Consider the following 21168-nt stretch of genomic DNA (forward strand, 5'->3'; position numbering starts at 1 on the left):
GGAGCGCTGCGGAGACGTGGAAATGATGGAAGGGTGAAAGGCATTCATGGGGAAAGTATATCTAGTCGGTGCAGGACCAGGAGATCCAGATTTAATTACATTAAAAGGGTTGAAAGCAATTCAGCAAGCAGATGTTATCTTATATGATCGTTTAGTGAATAAGGATCTGCTGGAGTATGCTAAAAGTAATGCTGATATTATTTACTGCGGAAAGCTTCCAAACTACCATACCCTCAAGCAAGAAACAATCAATAACTTTTTAGTGAAATTCGCTAAAAAGGGGAAAATTGTAACGCGCTTAAAAGGCGGAGATCCATTTGTTTTCGGACGCGGAGGGGAAGAAGCAGAAGCTCTCGTGCAACAGGGCATTTCATTTGAAATTGTTCCAGGAATTACATCAGGTATCGCAGCTGCTGCTTATGCAGGAATCCCTGTCACTCACCGGGAATACAGCGCAAGCTTTGCTTTTGTAGCAGGACACCGTAAAGACAGCGAGCATGATGCAATCAAATGGGATAGCCTAGCCAAAGGTGTAGATACTCTTGCCATTTATATGGGAGTGAGGAACTTACCGTACATTTGCCAACAGTTAATGGAACATGGAAAAACCTCAGCTACGCCAATTGCCTTGATTCACTGGGGCACATGTGCGGACCAGCGCACTGTAACTGGAACTCTTGGTACAATTGTTGATATTGTTAAAGAAGAACAAATTGAAAATCCCAGTATGATTATCGTTGGTGAAGTTGTAAATTTTCATGACCGATTGAATTGGTTTGAGAAGACTGGACAGCATTACTATTCGTATGCACAAGAAGCTTACTAAAGAGGTTGATTATATGGATGCAGTTTTATATGTTTGCCATGGCAGCCGCGTAAAAGAAGGCGCTGATCAGGCAGTTGCTTTTATTGAAAGATGTAAAAAAAATCTAGATGTACCGATTCAAGAAGTTTGTTTCCTAGAGCTAGCTTACCCTACTATTGAACAAGGATTTGAAGCGTGTATTGAACAAGGTGCTACTCGTATTGCCATTGTGCCGCTGCTGTTATTAACAGCTGCCCATGCAAAACATGATATACCTGAAGAAATACACAAAGTATATGAACGCTATCCACAAGTAGAAGTACTGTACGGAGAACCGTTCGGCGTAGACGAACGAATTGTTGATATCTTAGTAGAGAGAATCAATGAAACTAATGTGGATAAGCATGAAGATTCGATGGTATTGCTGGTCGGCAGAGGAAGCAGTGATCCTGCTGTAAAAAAAGATTTTAACGAAATAGCTCAACTGCTAAAAGGTAAAGGAGCTTTTAAAGAAGTGAGCACATGCTATTTAGCTGCCGCTGACCCTAATTTAAAAGAAGGGCTGCACCTTGCTAAACAAACTTCGTATAAGCAAGTATTCGTTCTCCCGTACCTTTTGTTTACCGGTATTTTAATGAACGAAATTAAGGAAGAATTGGAGCAGTTATCAACAGATGACCAGCAGTTTATCTTAGCAAACTACCTAGGTTATCATGATGGACTTGCACACATTTTAAGTCATCAAGTAAAAACGTTATTATCGAGCAGAGGAAATCAATACGATGTATACCGTTATGCTTGATTTAAAGGATCGTTCGGTCTTAGTAGTTGGAGGCGGAACAATCGCAACTCGTAGAATTAAAGGTTTTTTACAAGAAGGAGCAGCCATTACAGTGGTTGCTCCAACTGTTTCAGCTGAAATAAATGAGTGGGAAGCTAAGAATCAGCTGTGTGTAAAAAGAAAAAAAGTAGGAGAAGAAGACTTACTTAATGTTTTTTTTATTGTTGTAGCTACAAATGATAAAGCTGTGAATAAGTTCGTTAAGCAGCATATTAAAAATGATCAGTTGGTTAATATGGCCAGCGGTTTTTCCGATGGAAATATTCAAATTCCTGCACAGTTTTCTAGAGGGAGATTATCGCTAGCAATATCCACAGATGGCGCTAGTCCTTTGTTGACAAAACGAATAAAAGAAGAATTATCTTCGAATTATGATGAGAGTTACACACAGTATACACAGTTTTTGTACGAATGCAGAGTTCTTATCCACAGATTGAATGTGTCAAAGAGCCGTAAACATGAGTTGTTAACAGAAATTATCGATGATCAATACCGGCTGTCTCTAGTAAAACAGAGGGAATTTTTACAACAGATTGAAAAATATAAATAAAAAAACGGCCAATTGGCCGTTTTTCATTTATACATTTTCAACTTCAATGCTACGAATACCGCTGATTTTTTGAATCTCGTAATACACTTCTGTAGTAGGACGCTGATTATTAACTGACACTTTCATACGTATATATAATTCATTGGTGTCTAAATCTTTGATTCGAATATTTTTTATTGTAATATTCTTTTCTCTAATGCTGTTAGTTGTATCAAAAATATTGTGCTTATCAGCCAGCTTAAGTTGAAGAATAAGCTCTTTCTCGCGCAGTTGCCTAGGCCCTAGAATAGTAATAAGGAAAGGGAGAAGTTCAACGCTGATGATGAGCAGTACAACTCCGGTAATGGCTTCGGGATAAAACCCTGCACCTACAGCAATACCTATACCTGCTGCCCCCCAGATAATAGCGGCTGTTGTAAGCCCAGAGATGCTGTCATTTTCTTTTCGTAAAATAACACCCGCTCCTAAAAAACCAATTCCAGAAACAATTTGAGCAGCCAGACGAAGCGGGTCCATTGTGATATGATCACCTTTATTAAAAATTTGAGAAGACTCAATCGAAACAATCGTGAGTAAACAGCTAATAATGGAAATTACGAGAGATGTTTTTAAACCAACAGGCTTTCGTTTTAGTTCCCTTTCAATTCCAATAATAAGACCAAGTACAGCAGAAATACCTAATTTGAGCAACATTTCATTTTCCATTATTTTCACCTATTTCAATAGACATTGTTGTTTATATCTGTATGAAAGAAGAAAAACAGATATGTATCAGTATAGTAAACTTTTCTTCATAATGACAGGTGAAATTCGAAAAAATCTGATTATTTATAAAGCGCTACGATCGTTTCTTTTAATTTATATTTTTGAATCTTGCCGGATGCCGTCATGGGAAAGTCGTCTATAAAATAAATATGTTCGGGAATTTTGAAATGAGCAAGCTTACCTTTGCAAAAGTCTTTGATTTCTTGAGCGGTAAGAAAAGAATCTTGCTTGAGTTTAATGCATGCAGCAACTCGTTCTCCATACTTTGGATCAGGAATACCGACAATTTGCACATCTTCTACCTCGGGTAATCTATATAAAAACTCTTCAATTTCTCTTGGGTAAATGTTTTCTCCACCTCTAATAATCATATCTTTTAGACGTCCTGTAATTTTTACATAGCCATCTTTATCGATGGTAGCTAAATCTCCTGTATGTAGCCAGCCCTCTACAATTGTTTTTTCTGTTTCTTCCGGCATTTTGTAATATCCTTTCATTGTTAAATATCCTTTTGCACAAAGTTCTCCTTGTTCTCCAAAAGAAGCTTGTTTACCTGTAATTGGATTAATAATTTGAATCTGTACATGATCATGTACTTTGCCAACCGTTTGTACTCGCCGCTCGATAGAATCAGTTGGGGTTGTTTGGGTGATTACAGGAGATGTTTCGGTTTGACCATAGGCGATGGTAATTTCGCTGATACCCATGTCATTTATGACTCGTTTCATTACTTCTGCTGGACAATTAGAACCAGCCATGATTCCTGTGCGAAGAGTAGATAAGTCATATTGATTAAACTCAAGTGCATTTAATTCCGCAATAAACATAGTTGGTACACCGTGAAGCGCTGTACATTTTTCTTTCTCTACGGTGCGTAAAACAGAGGAAGGCTGAAATTCAATAATCGGTAGCATAGTAGCACCTACGGATACGCATGCTAGAACGCCCAGTACACATCCAAAACAATGAAAGAAAGGAACTGGGATGCATAAGCGGTCTTCGTTAGTCAGTTTCATAGACTGAGCAACTAAAAAGCCGTTATTTACTATATTATGGTGACTTAGCATAACTCCTTTTGGAAAACCTGTTGTTCCGGAAGTATATTGCATATTGATAACTTCATGGATATGTAGGGATTGCTCATACTTATCGAGCACCTCATCCGATACCATTGAGCTACTCATTAAGAACTCGTTCCAAGAAGTATGTTCGCTTGATTCACTTAAGTTTATAAGATGTTTTAGATTGGGAAGATTATGTTCAATACCGGTGATAATAGACGTATAAGAAGTGCTTTTAAATTCATCAATGAAAAATAGCGCTGCTGTATCAGAATGCCTCAATACATACTCTAATTCAGAGGATTGGTAGCTTGTATTAAGGGTAACCAAAACAGCGCCTATTCTAGCTGCTGCGAATTGCAGAAGTAACCATTCCGGCACATTTGTAGCCCAGATAGCGATATGATCGCCTTTTTTGAGACCGGTGGCTAGAAGTGCCTTTGCAACTCGAGAGGTTTCTTGATAAAACTCTGCGTACGTATAGCGAATATTTTGTTCAGAGTAGATAACCGCTTCTTGATGCCCAAACTTTTTTGTACTTTCTTTTAAAAGTTCTCCAACCGTTACTTCAAGCAATGGTTTCATTTGGTTTCCTCCTTGAATAATGTTAAAGTATATATGAAAGCGTTTTCTAAAAGTAGTTTATCAAATTTAAAGAAAGTGTTCCAAAAAATCATTCGACAAATTCCTTCACTGTCCATCGCACGTATGAAGAAGGGGGGAGCTGAGTTTATCGTATTGATTTCAATAAGTAAGTATACCGAATGCGAATATTGTAATAAAATAAAGAAATGTCTCCTTATTATAAGAAGACAACGTAACATCATGTTAATAAAGAATGGTATAAAAATATGAAGTAAACAAACAAAAAATCATGCTGAATGTTGAAAGTGAAATAAATGAAAGGCCGTTGACTTTGCCTTCTTTATTAGACATTTGAATTGATTCCCAATAAGCAAGTGAAATTAAGAGAATAGACATACAAAAGGACAAATAGAGTGCAGCTGCAATTAAGGTATCCAAGTGAACGCCTCCTTGGCGGATAATGATTTAATAGACATTATGCTAGCTTAGGTCTAGATATGCTAGTATCTATTAATTGGCTAACGTTTCGTGTACAAGAAAATAGTTTTTAAAAATATATCGAAAAACTATTGCACAATAAAAGAAGGCATGGTATATTATTAAATGTCGCTAAGATGAACTGCTAAAGCAAACATCGAAGTGATAAACAAATAAAAAACTTGTTGACAACTAGATTGCAACTTGTTATGATGGTAAAGTCGCTTAAGAGCGGCGGTTGAACTTTGAAAACTGAACAAAGCGACAAACGTCAACGTTAATTTTTATTTTTTAAATGAGCAAGTCAAACATTTCTTCGGAGAGTTTGATCCTGGCTCAGGATGAACGCTGGCGGCGTGCCTAATACATGCAAGTCGAGCGAACTGATTAGAAGCTTGCTTCTATGACGTTAGCGGCGGACGGGTGAGTAACACGTGGGCAACCTGCCTGTAAGACTGGGATAACTTCGGGAAACCGAAGCTAATACCGGATAGGATCTTCTCCTTCATGGGAAATGATTGAAAGATGGTTTCGGCTATCACTTACAGATGGGCCCGCGGTGCATTAGCTAGTTGGTGAGGTAACGGCTCACCAAGGCAACGATGCATAGCCGACCTGAGAGGGTGATCGGCCACACTGGGACTGAGACACGGCCCAGACTCCTACGGGAGGCAGCAGTAGGGAATCTTCCGCAATGGACGAAAGTCTGACGGAGCAACGCCGCGTGAGTGATGAAGGCTTTCGGGTCGTAAAACTCTGTTGTTAGGGAAGAACAAGTACGAGAGTAACTGCTCGTACCTTGACGGTACCTAACCAGAAAGCCACGGCTAACTACGTGCCAGCAGCCGCGGTAATACGTAGGTGGCAAGCGTTATCCGGAATTATTGGGCGTAAAGCGCGCGCAGGCGGTTTCTTAAGTCTGATGTGAAAGCCCACGGCTCAACCGTGGAGGGTCATTGGAAACTGGGGAACTTGAGTGCAGAAGAGAAAAGCGGAATTCCACGTGTAGCGGTGAAATGCGTAGAGATGTGGAGGAACACCAGTGGCGAAGGCGGCTTTTTGGTCTGTAACTGACGCTGAGGCGCGAAAGCGTGGGGAGCAAACAGGATTAGATACCCTGGTAGTCCACGCCGTAAACGATGAGTGCTAAGTGTTAGAGGGTTTCCGCCCTTTAGTGCTGCAGCTAACGCATTAAGCACTCCGCCTGGGGAGTACGGTCGCAAGACTGAAACTCAAAGGAATTGACGGGGGCCCGCACAAGCGGTGGAGCATGTGGTTTAATTCGAAGCAACGCGAAGAACCTTACCAGGTCTTGACATCCTCTGACAACTCTAGAGATAGAGCGTTCCCCTTCGGGGGACAGAGTGACAGGTGGTGCATGGTTGTCGTCAGCTCGTGTCGTGAGATGTTGGGTTAAGTCCCGCAACGAGCGCAACCCTTGATCTTAGTTGCCAGCATTTAGTTGGGCACTCTAAGGTGACTGCCGGTGACAAACCGGAGGAAGGTGGGGATGACGTCAAATCATCATGCCCCTTATGACCTGGGCTACACACGTGCTACAATGGATGGTACAAAGGGCTGCAAGACCGCGAGGTCAAGCCAATCCCATAAAACCATTCTCAGTTCGGATTGTAGGCTGCAACTCGCCTACATGAAGCTGGAATCGCTAGTAATCGCGGATCAGCATGCCGCGGTGAATACGTTCCCGGGCCTTGTACACACCGCCCGTCACACCACGAGAGTTTGTAACACCCGAAGTCGGTGGAGTAACCGTAAGGAGCTAGCCGCCTAAGGTGGGACAGATGATTGGGGTGAAGTCGTAACAAGGTAGCCGTATCGGAAGGTGCGGCTGGATCACCTCCTTTCTAAGGATTTTTACATGACGTACGTTTTGACACTTTGTTCAGTTTTGAGAGTTCAATCTCTCAATTATAGAAAGCACACTACTTTCTTCTTATTAGATAAGAAGAATTTTGGTTGCGATTGTTCTTTGAAAACTAGATAACAGTAATTGCTGAGGAAAAGTGAAACTTTTCTTTAATCAAACCAATAAATAACACAACTTTATGTTGTACCATTTATTCGCTAATGGTTAAGTTAGAAAGGGCGCACGGTGAATGCCTTGGCACTAGGAGCCGATGAAGGACGGGACTAACACCGATATGCTTCGGGGAGCTGTAAGTGAGCTTTGATCCGGAGATTTCCGAATGGGGAAACCCACTGTTCGTAATGGAACAGTATCTTTATCTGAATACATAGGATATTGAAGGCAGACCCGGGGAACTGAAACATCTAAGTACCCGGAGGAAGAGAAAGCAAATGCGATTTCCTGAGTAGCGGCGAGCGAAACGGAATTAGCCCAAACCAAGAGGCTTGCCTCTTGGGGTTGTAGGACACTCTATACGGAGTTACAAAGGAACGAAGTAAATGAAGCGACCTGGAAAGGTCCGTCGAAGAAGGTAACAACCCTGTAGTTGAAACTTCGTTCCCTCTTGAGTGGATCCTGAGTACGGCGGAACACGTGAAATTCCGTCGGAAGCTGGGAGGACCATCTCCCAAGGCTAAATACTACCTAGTGACCGATAGTGAACCAGTACCGTGAGGGAAAGGTGAAAAGCACCCCGGAAGGGGAGTGAAAGAGATCCTGAAACCGTGTGCCTACAAGTAGTCAGAGCCCGTTAACGGGTGATGGCGTGCCTTTTGTAGAATGAACCGGCGAGTTACGATCCCATGCAAGGTTAAGCTGATAAGGCGGAGCCGTAGCGAAAGCGAGTCTGAATAGGGCGTTTAGTATGTGGTTGTAGACCCGAAACCAGGTGATCTACCCATGTCCAGGGTGAAGTTCAGGTAACACTGAATGGAGGCCCGAACCCACGCACGTTGAAAAGTGCGGGGATGAGGTGTGGGTAGCGGAGAAATTCCAATCGAACCTGGAGATAGCTGGTTCTCTCCGAAATAGCTTTAGGGCTAGCCTCATGTTGTAAGAGTCTTGGAGGTAGAGCACTGATTGGACTAGGGGCCCCCAACGGGTTACCGAATTCAGTCAAACTCCGAATGCCAAAGACTTATCCATGGGAGTCAGACTGCGAGTGATAAGATCCGTAGTCAAAAGGGAAACAGCCCAGACCACCAGCTAAGGTCCCCAAGTATACGTTAAGTGGAAAAGGATGTGGAGTTGCTTAGACAACCAGGATGTTGGCTTAGAAGCAGCCACCATTTAAAGAGTGCGTAATAGCTCACTGGTCGAGTGACTCTGCGCCGAAAATGTACCGGGGCTAAACGTATCACCGAAGCTGTGGATTGACATCTTTGATGTCAGTGGTAGGAGAGCGTTCTAAGTGCAGCGAAGTCAGACCGTAAGGACTGGTGGAGCGCTTAGAAGTGAGAATGCCGGTATGAGTAGCGAAAGACAAGTGAGAATCTTGTCCACCGAATGCCTAAGGTTTCCTGAGGAAGGCTCGTCCGCTCAGGGTTAGTCGGGACCTAAGCCGAGGCTGAAAAGCGTAGGCGATGGCCAACAGGTTGATATTCCTGTACCACCTCCCCGCCGTTTGAGTAATGGGGGGACGCAGTAGGATAGGGTAAGCGCGCTGCTGGATATGCGCGTTCAAGCAGTTAGGCTGATGAGTAGGCAAATCCGCTCATCATGAAAGCTGAGCTGTGATGACGAGGGAATTATAGTACCGAAGTTCCTGATTCCACACTGCCAAGAAAAGCCTCTAGCGAGGCGGGAGGTGCCCGTACCGCAAACCGACACAGGTAGGCGAGGAGAGAATCCTAAGGTGATCGAGAGAACTCTCGTTAAGGAACTCGGCAAAATGACCCCGTAACTTCGGGAGAAGGGGTGCTCTGGTAGGGTGTATAGCCCGAGAGAGCCGCAGTGAATAGGCCCAGGCGACTGTTTAGCAAAAACACAGGTCTCTGCGAAGCCGCAAGGCGAAGTATAGGGGCTGACGCCTGCCCGGTGCTGGAAGGTTAAGAGGAGGGGTTATCCTTTGGGAGAAGCTCTGAATCGAAGCCCCAGTAAACGGCGGCCGTAACTATAACGGTCCTAAGGTAGCGAAATTCCTTGTCGGGTAAGTTCCGACCCGCACGAAAGGCGTAACGATCTGGGCACTGTCTCAACGAGAGACTCGGTGAAATTATAGTACCTGTGAAGATGCAGGTTACCCGCGACAGGACGGAAAGACCCCGTGGAGCTTTACTGTAGCCTGATATTGAATTTTGGTACAGCTTGTACAGGATAGGTAGGAGCCTGAGAAGCCGGAGCGCTAGCTTCGGTGGAGGCGTCGGTGGGATACTACCCTGGCTGTATTGAAATTCTAACCCGCGGCCCTGATCGGGCCGGGAGACAGTGTCAGGTGGGCAGTTTGACTGGGGCGGTCGCCTCCTAAAATGTAACGGAGGCGCCCAAAGGTTCCCTCAGAATGGTTGGAAATCATTCGTAGAGTGTAAAGGCACAAGGGAGCTTGACTGCGAGACCTACAAGTCGAGCAGGGACGAAAGTCGGGCTTAGTGATCCGGTGGTTCCGCATGGAAGGGCCATCGCTCAACGGATAAAAGCTACCCCGGGGATAACAGGCTTATCTCCCCCAAGAGTCCACATCGACGGGGAGGTTTGGCACCTCGATGTCGGCTCATCGCATCCTGGGGCTGTAGTCGGTCCCAAGGGTTGGGCTGTTCGCCCATTAAAGCGGTACGCGAGCTGGGTTCAGAACGTCGTGAGACAGTTCGGTCCCTATCCGTCGTGGGCGTAGGAAATTTGAGAGGAGCTGTCCTTAGTACGAGAGGACCGGGATGGACACACCGCTGGTGTACCAGTTGTCTTGCCAAAGGCATCGCTGGGTAGCTATGTGTGGACGGGATAAGTGCTGAAAGCATCTAAGCATGAAGCCCCCCTCAAGATGAGATTTCCCATAGCGCAAGCTAGTAAGATCCCTGAAAGATGATCAGGTTGATAGGTCAGAGGTGGAAGCGTGGCGACATGTGTAGCTGACTGATACTAATCGATCGAGGACTTAACCAAACTTTAAAAGTGTAAGCTTTACTCAGCAAACTGTTATCTAGTTTTGAAAGAATAAATCTTTCGAAAAAAAGTATTGCTTTCTTTATATAATAGTGTATAATATAATATGTCTGGTGGCGATAGCGAAGAGGTCACACCCGTTCCCATACCGAACACGGAAGTTAAGCTCTTTAGCGCCAATGGTAGTTGGGACTTTGTCCCTGTGAGAGTAGGACGTTGCCAGGCTTTTATATCGGAGGATTAGCTCAGCTGGGAGAGCACCTGCCTTACAAGCAGGGGGTCGGCGGTTCGATCCCGTCATCCTCCACCATCGACTATTTAAGTCAGAGATTGCACGCCGGTGTAGCTCAATTGGTAGAGCAACTGACTTGTAATCAGTAGGTTGGGGGTTCAAGTCCTCTTGCCGGCACCATTTTTTTCGAGCCATTAGCTCAGTTGGTAGAGCATCTGACTTTTAATCAGAGGGTCGAAGGTTCGAGTCCTTCATGGCTCACCAGTTATATTTACACGCGGGTGTGGCGGAATTGGCAGACGCGCTAGACTTAGGATCTAGTGTCTTATGACGTGGGGGTTCAAGTCCCTTCACCCGCATCTTTAGTAATTTCATATATTTGCGGAAGTAGTTCAGTGGTAGAACACCACCTTGCCAAGGTGGGGGTCGCGAGTTCGAACCTCGTCTTCCGCTCCACGTATATAAGTCCTGCCGGGGTGGTGGAATTGGCAGACACACAGGACTTAAAATCCTGCGGTAGGTGACTACCGTGCCGGTTCAAGTCCGGCCCTCGGCACCATTTTAATAAGCGCCCGTAGCTCAATTGGATAGAGCGTTTGACTACGGATCAAAAGGTTAGGGGTTCGACTCCTCTCGGGCGCGCCATAAACGGGAAGTAGCTCAGCTTGGTAGAGCACTTGGTTTGGGACCAAGGGGTCGCAGGTTCGAATCCTGTCTTCCCGACCATTTATGGGGCCTTAGCTCAGCTGGGAGAGCGCCTGCCTTGCACGCAGGAGGTCAGCGGTTCGATCCCGCTAGGCTCCACCAATTAAACTGAATAATTGTAATGAATAATATGGCGGTGTAGCTCAGCTGGCTAGAGCGTACGGTTCATACCCGTGAGGTCGTGGGTTCGACTCCCTCCGCCGCTACCATATAAGTTACATTTGTTATAAATATACGGAGGAATACCCAAGTCCGGCTGAAGGGATCGGTCTTGAAAACCGACAGGGGTGTTAAAGCCCGCGGGGGTTCGAATCCCTCTTCCTCCTCCATTTTCTATCTTGGTCCCGTGGTGTAGCGGTTAACATGCCTGCCTGTCACGCAGGAGATCGCGGGTTCGATTCCCGTCGGGACCGCCATTTTGTTTGGCTCGGTAGCTCAGTTGGTAGAGCAAAGGACTGAAAATCCTTGTGTCGGCGGTTCGATTCCGTCCCGAGCCACCATTTTAAGACGGCGATTGTGGCGAAGTGGTTAACGCACCGGATTGTGGTTCCGGCATTCGTGGGTTCGATTCCCATCAGTCGCCCCATCTTAAGTAACGCGGGTGTAGTTTAGTGGTAAAACCTCAGCCTTCCAAGCTGATGTCGTGAGTTCGATTCTCATCACCCGCTCCAAATTAATGGGCCTATAGCTCAGCTGGTTAGAGCGCACGCCTGATAAGCGTGAGGTCGGTGGTTCGAGTCCACTTAGGCCCACCATATTCCACAGTAGCTCAGTGGTAGAGCTATCGGCTGTTAACCGATCGGTCGTAGGTTCGAGTCCTACCTGTGGAGCCATACGGAGAAGTACTCAAGTGGCTGAAGAGGCGCCCCTGCTAAGGGTGTAGGTCGTGTAAGCGGCGCGAGGGTTCAAATCCCTCCTTCTCCGCCAGTCGTTTTAAATTTAAATATGGCCCGTTGGTCAAGCGGTTAAGACACCGCCCTTTCACGGCGGTAACACGGGTTCGAATCCCGTACGGGTCATCTTAAAAAGGTTTGCATATATGCAAACCTTTTTTTATTTGCGCTTTTTTAAAGATTAAGTAAACAGGAATAATAGTTAGGAATAATTACCATGAATTTTCAGAATAAAAAGTAAGTTTTAAGCAGGATTTTCCCTATATCATATGGAATTATTCATAAAGTAATAAAGTATGAAGAGTATGGAATAAAGAGTAATTTTAGAGAACATTTATTCTATTATATTTGTAGAAAAGGTTTATGTTTTTACTATAAAAGGGAATGAGTGGTAAGAAGCGTATATTATGTGCGTATATTATGTTTGAAGTTAAAGGGGTGGCAAAAGTGAATCTAGCGGTTCAGCCTACTGAATTTGATGTTCATTTGTATCACGAAGGAAACTTATTTCGCAGTTACTCTATTTTCGGTGCGCATCAGGTAACGGTAGAAGGAATTGAAGGCGTACGATTTTGCGTGTGGGCACCTCATGCAAAGGGTGTAAGCGTTGTAGGTGATTTTAATAAATGGAACGGTTTTCAACATTCAATGGTTAAAGTTAATGAAGAAGGTATTTGGATGACATTTATCCCTGAATTAGAACAAGGGACTATTTATAAATATGAAATCATCACACAAAGCAATCAAAAAAAATTAAAAGCAGATCCATACGCTTTCTTCAGTGAAGTGCGTCCAAACACTGCGTCTATTGTTTACTCATTGGATGGGTACAAATGGAACGACCAATATTGGCGTAGAAAGAAAAAACAGCAAAATATATATGAAAGACCACTGTGTATTTACGAGCTGCATGCAGGGTCTTGGAGGACTCATGAAGATGGCAGCCTTTATACATACAGTGAATTAGCACAGGAGCTTATTCCTTATATTGCTGAACAAGGTTTTACACATATTGAGTTATTACCAGTCATTGAGCATCCGCTCGACCGATCCTGGGGATATCAAGGAACTGGATACTATTCTGCTACCAGTCGATACGGTACACCCAAAGAGTTGATGAACTTTATAGATGAGTGTCATCAAAATAATATAGGCGTTCTTTTAGACTGGGTACCCGGGCATTTTTGTAAGGATGAACATGGTCTGTATATGTTCGATGGAGAACCTACTTATGAATACAAAAAAGAACCCGACCGTGAAAACTATGTTTGGGGAACAGCTAATTTCGATTTAGGCAAGCCTGAAGTACAAAGTTTTCTCATTTCGAACGCTTTGTTTTGGTTGGAGTACTTCCACATAGATGGATTTCGAGTAGATGCTGTAGCTAATATGCTTTATTGGCAAAATTCTTCTGGAAAAGCAGTAAATGATGGAGCTGTCAGCTTCTTAAAAAAATTGAATGAAGCTGTTTTTAAATCTGATGAAACGATATTAATGATGGCAGAAGATTCAACGGATTGGCCCCTTGTTACAGCACCTACGTATGAGGGCGGTTTAGGCTTTAATTATAAGTGGAACATGGGATGGATGAATGACGTTTTAACGTACATGGAAGCTGGCGTGGAAAGACGTCCCTATCTTCACGATAAAATGACCTTTTCACTAATGTATGCGTTTAACGAAAACTTTATTTTGCCGCTTTCTCATGATGAAGTCGTACATGGGAAAAAATCATTGCTTAATAAGATGCCAGGTGATTACTGGCGCAAGTTTGCACAGCTTCGACTGCTATATGGATATTTCTTTGCACACCCTGGAAAAAAGCTTTTATTTATGGGCGGAGAGTTTGGCCAATTTGATGAGTGGAAAGATTTAGAAGAGTTAGACTGGATGCTTTATGACTTTGACATGCATCGCAATCTTAACGGGTATATGAAGGATCTCATCAAGATTTATAAAAGAAGCAAGCCTTTATATGAATTAGACCATAATCCAGATGGATTTGAATGGATTGATGTTAACAATCATCATCAACAAATTTTCTCCTTTATTCGCAAGTCGAAAGAAAATCAGGAGATTTTTATAGTTGTTAGCAATTTTTCTGAGCATCCATATCATTCTTACAAAGTTGGAGTTCCAGTTGAGACAGAGTACATTGAAGTGATTAACAGTGATGACGAAGTGTACGGCGGTTCAGGCATTGTAAATAAAAAGGCATTAAAATCAGTGGATGAATCGTTTCACGGTCAACCTTTTTGCATTGAAATGAATATTCCGCCGTTTGGCATTAGTATACTACGAGCAAAGAGAAAACGAGGGGAGAGAAAACAACATGTTAAAAAAGAAATGCGTAGCGATGTTATTGGCAGGAGGAAAAGGTAGTCGGCTAAGTTCGCTTACAAAAAATCTAGCAAAGCCAGCTGTACCATTTGGTGGTAAGTACCGAATTATTGATTTTGCTTTAAGTAATTGTACAAATTCAGGTATTGAAACAGTAGGTGTATTAACACAATATCAACCGCTAGTTCTCAATTCATACATTGGAATTGGAAGCGCTTGGGATTTGGACCGACGGAATGGTGGCGTCACAGTATTGCCTCCATACGCGGAGTCAGATGGAGTAAAGTGGTATAAAGGCACGGCTAGCGCTATTTATGAAAATTTAAACTATTTGACACAATATGATCCTGAGTACGTACTGATTCTATCAGGTGATCACATTTATAAAATGAACTATGAAAATATGCTTGATTATCATATAAACAAAGAAGCAGATGTAACGATTTCTGTTATTGAAGTACCTTGGGAAGAAGCGAGCCGTTTTGGTATTTTAAATACAAATAGTGACCTAGATGTAATGGAGTTCGATGAAAAGCCACAGCGTCCTAAAAATAATCTAGCTTCTATGGGGATTTATATTTTTAAATGGAGTATTTTAAAAGAATATTTAGAAATGGATGCACGCAATCCATACTCAAGCCATGATTTTGGTAAAGATGTTATTCCGCTTTTACTAGATGAAAAGAAAAAGCTAATTGCATATCCATTCCAAGGTTATTGGAAAGATGTAGGAACTGTAAAAAGCTTATGGGAAGCGAATATGGATTTGTTATGTGATAAAGACGAGCTTAATTTATTTGACTCTTCATGGAAAGTATACTCTGTTAACCCTAATCAGCCTCCTCAATATATTGCGCCAAACGCCTGCGTGGTGGAGTCATTAGTAAATGAAGGGTGCGTTGTCGAAGGAAACGTAGAGCAGTCCGTGTTATTTCCAGGTGTACAAATCGGTTCAGGTTCTGAAGTTAAGAAAACGGTTGTCATGCCTACTGCAAAGATAGGCTCTAACGTATATATTGAAAACGCAATTGTTCCATCGGACATTGAAGTTCCAGACGGTACTATCATTCGACCGACCAAAGGAAGCGAAGAAGTAATTCTTGTTACTCAAGAATTGATTGAATCAGTTGCTAAATGCATTTAACGAACAGAGAGGATGAACGACATTGAATAATCAAATGCTTGGTATTATTGATGCTTGTACAAACACAACAGCGCTGCAGCCTTTAACCTTTTATAGATCGATTGCTGCCATTCCTTTTGCAGGGCGCTATCGATTAATCGATTTTACGCTTTCTAATATGGTGAACTCTGGAATTTCGAGCGTTGCCATTTTTCCTCGTGATCGCTATCGCGCATTGATGGATCATATAGGTTCAGGAAAAGAATGGGATTTGGATCGGAAGCGAGATGGATTGTTTATCTTCCCTCCTATGACAAGTGATTTACACTTAGAGAGTCCATCACTATTCACGCAGTTCCGTTATCATATTGATTATTTCTTAAGAAGTAAGCAGGAATACGTATTAATTGCTAATAGTTATACGATATGTACAGTTGACTTTGAGCACGTGCTGCAGCGTCATATTGCTTCAAATGCAGATATTACTGAAATGAAGCAGGGTGATAAATCGCTTAATATGTATATTATTAATAAATCTATTCTAGTTAATATTTTGCAAAATGAATCGCATGATTTTTATACGATTAAAGAAATGGTTCGATATATGGCACAATCTCATCGTGTAGAAAAGTACGAGCACCATGGATATACGGCTGAGATTTCTAGCTTAGATGCCTACTATAAAACAAGTATGGAAATTTTATCTCCAGATGTTTGGAAGCAGTTATTTATCAACGAACGTCCTGTTTTCACTAAAGTAAAAGATGAACCGCCTACTCGTTACGCAAAAAAAGCGGTTGTGAAAAACTCAATGATCGCAAACGGGTGCGTGATTGAAGGACATGTGGAAAATAGTATTATCTTCCGAGGCGTTAAAATTGGAAAAGGTACGGTCGTTAAGAATAGCATTGTGATGCAAAAAGGCGTTATTTTAGAAAATAGTGTATTAGAAAATGTTGTTTTAGACAAAGATGTGAAAATAGGAAGTAATGAAACGTTGCTAGGTGAGTCAGGTCTACCTAGAGTCATTGCTAAAGGAACAACTCAAGGAGCGTTGATGAAGTCGTGAATGTATTATTTGCTGTATCAGAATGTGTACCTTTTATTAAAACAGGAGGATTAGCAGACGTAGCAGGTGCCCTGCCTAAAGAATTAAAAAAGTTAGGAACGAACGTATGTGTAGTCATGCCAAAGTACGGAACCATTCCTCAACATTATCAAGATGAAATGGTGCTTGAAAAAGTTATTCATGTGCAGGTTGGGTGGAGAAGACAGTACTGTGGGATTGAATCGTTAACGATGGATGGCGTTAAATATATTTTCATTGATAATGAATATTATTTTAAAAGAGATAGCTTATATGGGCACTACGATGACGCTGAACGATTTGCTTTCTTCAGCAGAGCTGTGCTTGAAGCTATCCCATTTTTAGAGAATGAGCCTGATATCATTCATTGTCACGACTGGCATACGGCTATGATTCCATTTTTACTTCGTGCTAATTATGATATGTATGATCATATCCAGACGGTCTTTACGATTCATAACTTGCAATTCCAAGGAATTTTCCCTAAAAGCAATTTATATGAGCTATTAAATTTAAATGATTATTATTTTACTACAAGCCAGCTCGAGTTTTATGGGAATATTAATTTTATGAAAGCGGCTCTTGTATCAGCTGATAAAATTACCACGGTAAGTCCTACATATCGAGATGAAATTCAAATGCCCTATTACGGAGAAAGTTTAGATGGATTATTGCGTCAGCGAAATCAAGATTTAATTGGGATTGTAAATGGAATCGATGAAGAAGCTTATAGCCCAGACGCAGATCAGCTTATATCTTATCCTTATTCTGTAGAAGAGATTGAAGGAAAATATAAAAATAAAAAAGAGCTCCAGCGCTATCTTGAATTAGAGGAAAATAACGATGTTCCAATTATTTCGATGGTTACAAGGTTAACCCAGCAGAAGGGATTGGATTTAGTCAAGCACGTTTTCCATGAGACGGTTAACTTAGGAGCCCAAATTGTTATTTTAGGAACTGGCGAACACGAGTTTGAGCAGTTTTTCCGTGAGATGGAAGATACGTACCCGCAACAAGTAAAAGCCATTATTGGTTTTAATGAGGAACTTGCTCATAAAGTTTATGCCGGTACGGATTTATTTTTAATGCCTTCCCGTTTTGAGCCTTGCGGACTCGGACAATTAATAGCCTTAAAGTATGGAACCATTCCAGTCGTGCGTGAAACGGGCGGCCTGAATGACACGGTCAAAGCTTATAATGAATATAGCGGAGAGGGAAATGGCTTCTCTTTTAAGAATTATAATGCTCATGACATGCTTCATACGTTAGAAAGAGCTGTTTCATTTTATCACCAGAAAGATGTATGGAAAAAATTAATGATGGATGCTATGAGTCAGGATTATAGCTGGGGGCAATCGGCATTTAAATATAATCAATTGTATTCAAATTTGACATCTACTCCATCGTGAAAGGGTGAGCAGATTGTTCTCTGATAAAAAAAGCTTTCAAGAGGCTTTTTTAAAAAAGCTGGAAATGACATATGGAAAGAGCTTTAAAGAATCTACTGTTCAAGATCACTATCATACATTAGGAAATATGGTGCGAGAGTATATTAGCAGCGATTGGATTTCAACCAATGAAATTCATAGGTCTTCACATACAAAGCAAGTGTATTATCTTTCTATCGAATTTTTATTAGGCAGACTGTTGGGTCAAAATCTGTTGAACTTAGGAATTCGGGAAGTTGTAAAAGAAGGATTAAGTGATCTGAATATTTCACTTGAAAATATTGAGGAAATCGAAGTAGACGCAGGATTAGGAAACGGGGGATTAGGCAGGCTTGCTGCTTGTTTTTTAGATTCTCTTGCTTCACTTAATCTTCCTGGTCACGGTTATGGGATTCGCTATAAACACGGTTTGTTTGATCAAAAGATTGTAAACGGCTTTCAAATTGAGCTCCCAGAACAATGGTTAAGGCATGGGAATTCATGGGAAGTACGCAAATTAGATCAAGCAATCGAAGTGAACTTTTGGGGCGAAGTTGAAATGGTACAGGAAGACGGAACATTCTCTTTTCGTCATGTAAAAGGAGAACCCGTCTCTGCTGTTCCTTATGACATCCCGGTTATCGGGTATAAAACAGATACAGTGAATACACTTCGCCTTTGGAATGCGGAGCCTTCATCATTTCCAGTACATAAAGATGTGATGGAGTATAAGCGTCAAACAGAGGCTGTATCAGAATTTTTATATCCGGATGATACACATGAAGATGGTAAAATATTAAGGTTGAAACAGCAATATTTTCTTGTGTCAGCTAGCTTACAAAGTATTATCAGAGCACATCGAAATACCTATCAAACACTTACAAACTTTCACGAAAAAGTAGCCATTCATATTAACGATACGCATCCTGTACTTGCGATTCCTGAGCTAATGAGAATTTTACTGGATGAAGAAAAAATGGAATGGGAAGATGCATGGCATATTACGTCCAATACCATTTCATACACAAACCATACGACTCTTTCTGAAGCCCTTGAGAAATGGCCGATTGATTTATTTCAACCCTTGCTTCCACGAGTGTATATGATTATTGAAGAAATTAATGAGCGCTTTTGTAAAGAATTATGGGAAGCATATCCAGGAGACTGGCAGCGGATTGAAAATATGGCTATTTTAGCGCACGGGCTAGTAAAGATGGCTCATTTAGCAATTGTGGGAAGTTATAAAGTAAACGGCGTGGCAAAGATTCATACTGATATTTTAAAAGAACGAGAAATGAAAGATTTTTATCAGTTTTATCCTGCTAAATTTAACAATAAAACGAATGGAATTACCCACCGGCGCTGGTTGTTAAAAGCTAACCCGCAGCTTTCCTCTCTTATTACCGAGGTGATAGGAGATAAATGGATTAAACAGCCGCATTCTCTTATAAAGCTCCAAGAGTATGTGGAATATCCAAGCTTTTTACAAGGACTAAAAACAGTAAAACAACAGCGTAAAAAGCTGCTTGCCGATATTATTCAAGAGCAAACGGGAATTAAAATAGATTCACATTCTATTTTTGATGTACAGGTTAAAAGGCTTCATGCTTATAAAAGACAGCTTTTAAATGTACTGCACATTATGTATTTGTACAATCGATTAAAAGAAGACCCTAATTTTCAAATCGTGCCTCGTACATTTATTTTTGGTGCGAAAGCTTCTCCCGGCTATTATTATGCAAAAAAAGTCATCAAGCTAATTAATTCTGTAGCTGATGTTGTCAATCATGATCCACAAACATCACCGTTTTTAAAAGTCGTTTTTTTAGAAAACTATCGAGTGTCACTTGCTGAGTATATCTTTCCTGCAGCGGATGTCAGCGAACAGATTTCAACCGCCAGCAAAGAAGCTTCGGGAACGGGAAATATGAAATTCATGATGAACGGAGCGTTAACTCTTGGTACGATGGACGGAGCGAACGTCGAAATTAGCGAGGCAGTAGGAAAAGATAATGTCTTTATTTTTGGGTTAAAAGCCGAAGAAGTATTGAGCTATCAGCAAAATGGAGGATACCGTGCCTATGATTATTACCATCATGATAAGCGGATTCGACAAGTGCTCGAGCAGCTCACAAACGGCTTCTTACCTGACACATATGACTTATTCGAGCCTATATATGATTCATTATTAATGCAAAATGATGAATACTACGTACTCCGTGACTTTGACTCATACGTTACGGCACAGCAAAAAGTAAACGAAGCTTATGGAAATGAAAATAAATGGCTTCAAATGAGTGCGACGAACATTGCACATTCCGGCTTTTTTTCTAGTGACCGAACGATTGAGGAATATGCATCTGATATTTGGGGAATTCATTCCACTAAAAATTTATTAAATCAATAAATAAAAAAGGTGTAGTCAACGACTACACCTTTTTATTTTATCTGTTGTCACCGTTTAAGAAATCACCTAAAGAACCAAGGATACTGCCTTCACCTTTACCTCCCGTTGGTGAAACTGCACTTGATAAAACGCGATCGGCTAGTCGACTAAAAGGAAGAGATTGAATCCAAACTGTTCCCGGTCCTGACAGAGTAGCAAAAAACATGCCTTCTCCTCCAAACAGAGCTGTTTTAATTTTCCCTACATATTCGATGTTGTAATTTACATCACGGGTCATGGCCACTAAACAGCCAGTATCTACACGAAGGCGTTCACCCGGCTGCAGCTGTCTCTTATGAATGGTGCCGCCTGCATGCAAAAATGCGAGGCCATTGCCTTCTAATTTTTGCATAATAAAACCTTCACCGCCAAAGAAGCCCGTTCCTAGTTTTTTTTGAAAGTCAATACCAACGGATACGCCTTTGGCAGCGCATAAAAAGGAGCTTTTTTGACAAATGATTTTATGATCGAGCTGCTCTAAATCGACAGGAATAATCTTACCTGGAAAAGGTGAAGCGAAAGATACCTTTCGCTTGTGATATCCGTTATTTGTATATACCGTCATAAATAAACTTTCACCAGTTAATACGCGTTTCCCAGCACCTTTTAGTTTATTAAAAAGTCCGCTGCTGTTGGAGGAAGAACCGTCACCAAAAATGGTTTCCATCTCAATATCATCTTCCATCATCATCATTCCTCCAGCTTCTGCTATCACACTTTCTGAAGGATCTAATTCAATTTCAACAAACTGCATGTCATCTCCATACAATTTATAATCAATTTCATGTGCATTCATTATGTTCAC

Annotated in this window: 12 protein-coding genes, 19 tRNA genes and 3 rRNA genes; 30 read left to right on the top strand and 4 right to left on the bottom strand. The window is 41.8% G+C overall.

Annotated features, from left to right (window positions below; genetic code table 11):
* Positions 1-46 precede the first annotated feature (46 nt).
* From cobA to ACXAE4_RS03295, 3 genes are read left to right on the top strand one after another with little or no spacing between them, the layout of a single operon-like run.
* Entirely contained in the window at positions 47-826 is a 780-nt protein-coding gene (gene cobA, locus ACXAE4_RS03285) for a uroporphyrinogen-III C-methyltransferase (protein ID WP_028412600.1), read from the top strand.
* Positions 827-839: 13 nt separating this feature from the next.
* A complete protein-coding gene (locus tag ACXAE4_RS03290; RefSeq protein WP_028412599.1) occupies positions 840-1607 on the top strand; it encodes a sirohydrochlorin chelatase in 768 nt (255 codons plus the stop codon).
* Positions 1588-2196 (top strand): NAD(P)-binding protein, encoded by a 609-nt coding sequence (locus tag ACXAE4_RS03295; protein WP_047749626.1) that lies wholly within the window; start codon positions 1588-1590, stop codon positions 2194-2196. The genes ACXAE4_RS03290 and ACXAE4_RS03295 overlap by 20 nt, the downstream gene beginning before the upstream one ends.
* 27 nt (positions 2197-2223) lie before the next feature.
* Here the strand turns inward: ACXAE4_RS03295 and ACXAE4_RS03300 are convergent, their stop codons facing one another.
* The 3 genes from ACXAE4_RS03300 to ACXAE4_RS03310 all read right to left on the bottom strand — a co-directional run bounded on the left by ACXAE4_RS03300 (position 2224) and on the right by ACXAE4_RS03310 (position 5045).
* Positions 2224-2901: an MgtC/SapB family protein gene (locus ACXAE4_RS03300; RefSeq protein ID WP_013059577.1), complete on the bottom strand. Its 678-nt coding sequence runs from the start codon at positions 2899-2901 to the stop codon at positions 2224-2226.
* A gap of 119 nt (positions 2902-3020) precedes the next feature.
* Entirely contained in the window at positions 3021-4607 is a 1587-nt protein-coding gene (locus tag ACXAE4_RS03305; RefSeq protein ID WP_033580479.1) for an AMP-binding protein, read from the bottom strand.
* Between the two features lie 243 nt (positions 4608-4850).
* Entirely contained in the window at positions 4851-5045 is a 195-nt protein-coding gene (locus ACXAE4_RS03310) for a hypothetical protein (protein ID WP_013059575.1), read from the bottom strand.
* Positions 5046-5397: 352 nt separating this feature from the next.
* On the opposite strand from ACXAE4_RS03310, the gene ACXAE4_RS03315 reads away from it, so the two are divergent.
* The 27 genes from ACXAE4_RS03315 (at position 5398) to ACXAE4_RS03445 (ending at position 20324) form a co-directional block, all read left to right on the top strand.
* Positions 5398-6949 (top strand): 16S ribosomal RNA (locus ACXAE4_RS03315).
* A 225-nt stretch (positions 6950-7174) separates the two neighbouring features.
* Positions 7175-10110 (top strand): 23S ribosomal RNA (locus ACXAE4_RS03320).
* Positions 10111-10219: 109 nt separating this feature from the next.
* A 5S ribosomal RNA gene (gene rrf, locus ACXAE4_RS03325) occupies positions 10220-10335 on the top strand.
* The 16S, 23S and 5S rRNA genes sit together here with 19 tRNA genes alongside, the layout of an rRNA operon.
* Before the next feature lie 9 nt (positions 10336-10344).
* A tRNA-Val gene (locus ACXAE4_RS03330) sits at positions 10345-10420 on the top strand.
* 26 nt (positions 10421-10446) lie between these two features.
* Positions 10447-10522, top strand: a tRNA-Thr gene (locus tag ACXAE4_RS03335).
* Between the two features lie 8 nt (positions 10523-10530).
* Positions 10531-10606 (top strand) — tRNA-Lys (locus ACXAE4_RS03340).
* 13 nt (positions 10607-10619) lie between these two features.
* Positions 10620-10701, top strand: a tRNA-Leu gene (locus tag ACXAE4_RS03345).
* A 22-nt stretch (positions 10702-10723) separates the two neighbouring features.
* Positions 10724-10798, top strand: a tRNA-Gly gene (locus ACXAE4_RS03350).
* 14 nt (positions 10799-10812) lie between these two features.
* Positions 10813-10901, top strand: a tRNA-Leu gene (locus ACXAE4_RS03355).
* A gap of 9 nt (positions 10902-10910) precedes the next feature.
* Positions 10911-10987, top strand: a tRNA-Arg gene (locus ACXAE4_RS03360).
* A gap of 4 nt (positions 10988-10991) precedes the next feature.
* A tRNA-Pro gene (locus tag ACXAE4_RS03365) sits at positions 10992-11068 on the top strand.
* Between the two features lie 5 nt (positions 11069-11073).
* A tRNA-Ala gene (locus ACXAE4_RS03370) sits at positions 11074-11149 on the top strand.
* A gap of 30 nt (positions 11150-11179) precedes the next feature.
* Positions 11180-11256: transfer RNA gene (locus tag ACXAE4_RS03375), tRNA-Met, on the top strand.
* Positions 11257-11283: 27 nt separating this feature from the next.
* Positions 11284-11376, top strand: a tRNA-Ser gene (locus tag ACXAE4_RS03380).
* 11 nt (positions 11377-11387) lie between these two features.
* A tRNA-Asp gene (locus ACXAE4_RS03385) sits at positions 11388-11463 on the top strand.
* Positions 11464-11471: 8 nt separating this feature from the next.
* A tRNA-Phe gene (locus ACXAE4_RS03390) sits at positions 11472-11547 on the top strand.
* Positions 11548-11557: 10 nt separating this feature from the next.
* Positions 11558-11633, top strand: a tRNA-His gene (locus ACXAE4_RS03395).
* A gap of 11 nt (positions 11634-11644) precedes the next feature.
* Positions 11645-11718, top strand: a tRNA-Gly gene (locus ACXAE4_RS03400).
* Positions 11719-11725: 7 nt separating this feature from the next.
* A tRNA-Ile gene (locus tag ACXAE4_RS03405) sits at positions 11726-11802 on the top strand.
* Between the two features lie 3 nt (positions 11803-11805).
* A tRNA-Asn gene (locus ACXAE4_RS03410) sits at positions 11806-11880 on the top strand.
* A gap of 3 nt (positions 11881-11883) precedes the next feature.
* Positions 11884-11974 (top strand) — tRNA-Ser (locus ACXAE4_RS03415).
* A 20-nt stretch (positions 11975-11994) separates the two neighbouring features.
* Positions 11995-12066, top strand: a tRNA-Glu gene (locus ACXAE4_RS03420).
* 294 nt (positions 12067-12360) lie between these two features.
* Complete coding sequence (gene glgB, locus ACXAE4_RS03425) at positions 12361-14322, top strand: 1,4-alpha-glucan branching protein GlgB (protein ID WP_033579577.1); 1962 nt, start codon at positions 12361-12363, stop codon at positions 14320-14322.
* Positions 14273-15424: a glucose-1-phosphate adenylyltransferase gene (locus ACXAE4_RS03430; RefSeq protein WP_016765788.1), complete on the top strand. Its 1152-nt coding sequence runs from the start codon at positions 14273-14275 to the stop codon at positions 15422-15424. The genes glgB and ACXAE4_RS03430 overlap by 50 nt, the downstream gene beginning before the upstream one ends.
* 22 nt (positions 15425-15446) lie before the next feature.
* Positions 15447-16472: a glucose-1-phosphate adenylyltransferase family protein gene (locus tag ACXAE4_RS03435; protein WP_025750736.1), complete on the top strand. Its 1026-nt coding sequence runs from the start codon at positions 15447-15449 to the stop codon at positions 16470-16472.
* Entirely contained in the window at positions 16469-17899 is a 1431-nt protein-coding gene (gene glgA, locus ACXAE4_RS03440; RefSeq protein WP_028411872.1) for a glycogen synthase GlgA, read from the top strand. The genes ACXAE4_RS03435 and glgA overlap by 4 nt, the downstream gene beginning before the upstream one ends.
* A 13-nt stretch (positions 17900-17912) precedes the next feature.
* The gene (locus tag ACXAE4_RS03445; protein WP_475235471.1) at positions 17913-20324 is read left to right on the top strand and encodes a glycogen/starch/alpha-glucan phosphorylase; all 2412 of its coding nucleotides are present in this window, start codon (positions 17913-17915) and stop codon (positions 20322-20324) included.
* Between the two features lie 37 nt (positions 20325-20361).
* On the opposite strand, the gene ACXAE4_RS03450 is transcribed toward ACXAE4_RS03445, so the two are convergent.
* Positions 20362-21159 (bottom strand): TIGR00266 family protein, encoded by a 798-nt coding sequence (locus ACXAE4_RS03450; protein ID WP_013059569.1) that lies wholly within the window; start codon positions 21157-21159, stop codon positions 20362-20364.
* Positions 21160-21168 lie beyond the last annotated feature (9 nt).

It is taken from the genome of Priestia sp. ABM2_011 (assembly GCF_056158845.1).

Coding starts and splice junctions, on each gene's coding strand:
- cobA (WP_028412600.1), top strand. CDS start 47: ATGGGGAAAGTATATCTAGTCGGTGCAGGACCAGGAGATCCAGATTTA.
- ACXAE4_RS03290 (WP_028412599.1), top strand. CDS start 840: ATGGATGCAGTTTTATATGTTTGCCATGGCAGCCGCGTAAAAGAAGGC.
- ACXAE4_RS03295 (WP_047749626.1), top strand. CDS start 1,588: ATGTATACCGTTATGCTTGATTTAAAGGATCGTTCGGTCTTAGTAGTT.
- ACXAE4_RS03300 (WP_013059577.1), bottom strand. CDS start 2,901: ATGGAAAATGAAATGTTGCTCAAATTAGGTATTTCTGCTGTACTTGGT.
- ACXAE4_RS03305 (WP_033580479.1), bottom strand. CDS start 4,607: ATGAAACCATTGCTTGAAGTAACGGTTGGAGAACTTTTAAAAGAAAGT.
- glgB (WP_033579577.1), top strand. CDS start 12,361: ATGTTTGAAGTTAAAGGGGTGGCAAAAGTGAATCTAGCGGTTCAGCCT.
- ACXAE4_RS03430 (WP_016765788.1), top strand. CDS start 14,273: ATGTTAAAAAAGAAATGCGTAGCGATGTTATTGGCAGGAGGAAAAGGT.
- ACXAE4_RS03450 (WP_013059569.1), bottom strand. CDS start 21,159: ATGAATGCACATGAAATTGATTATAAATTGTATGGAGATGACATGCAG.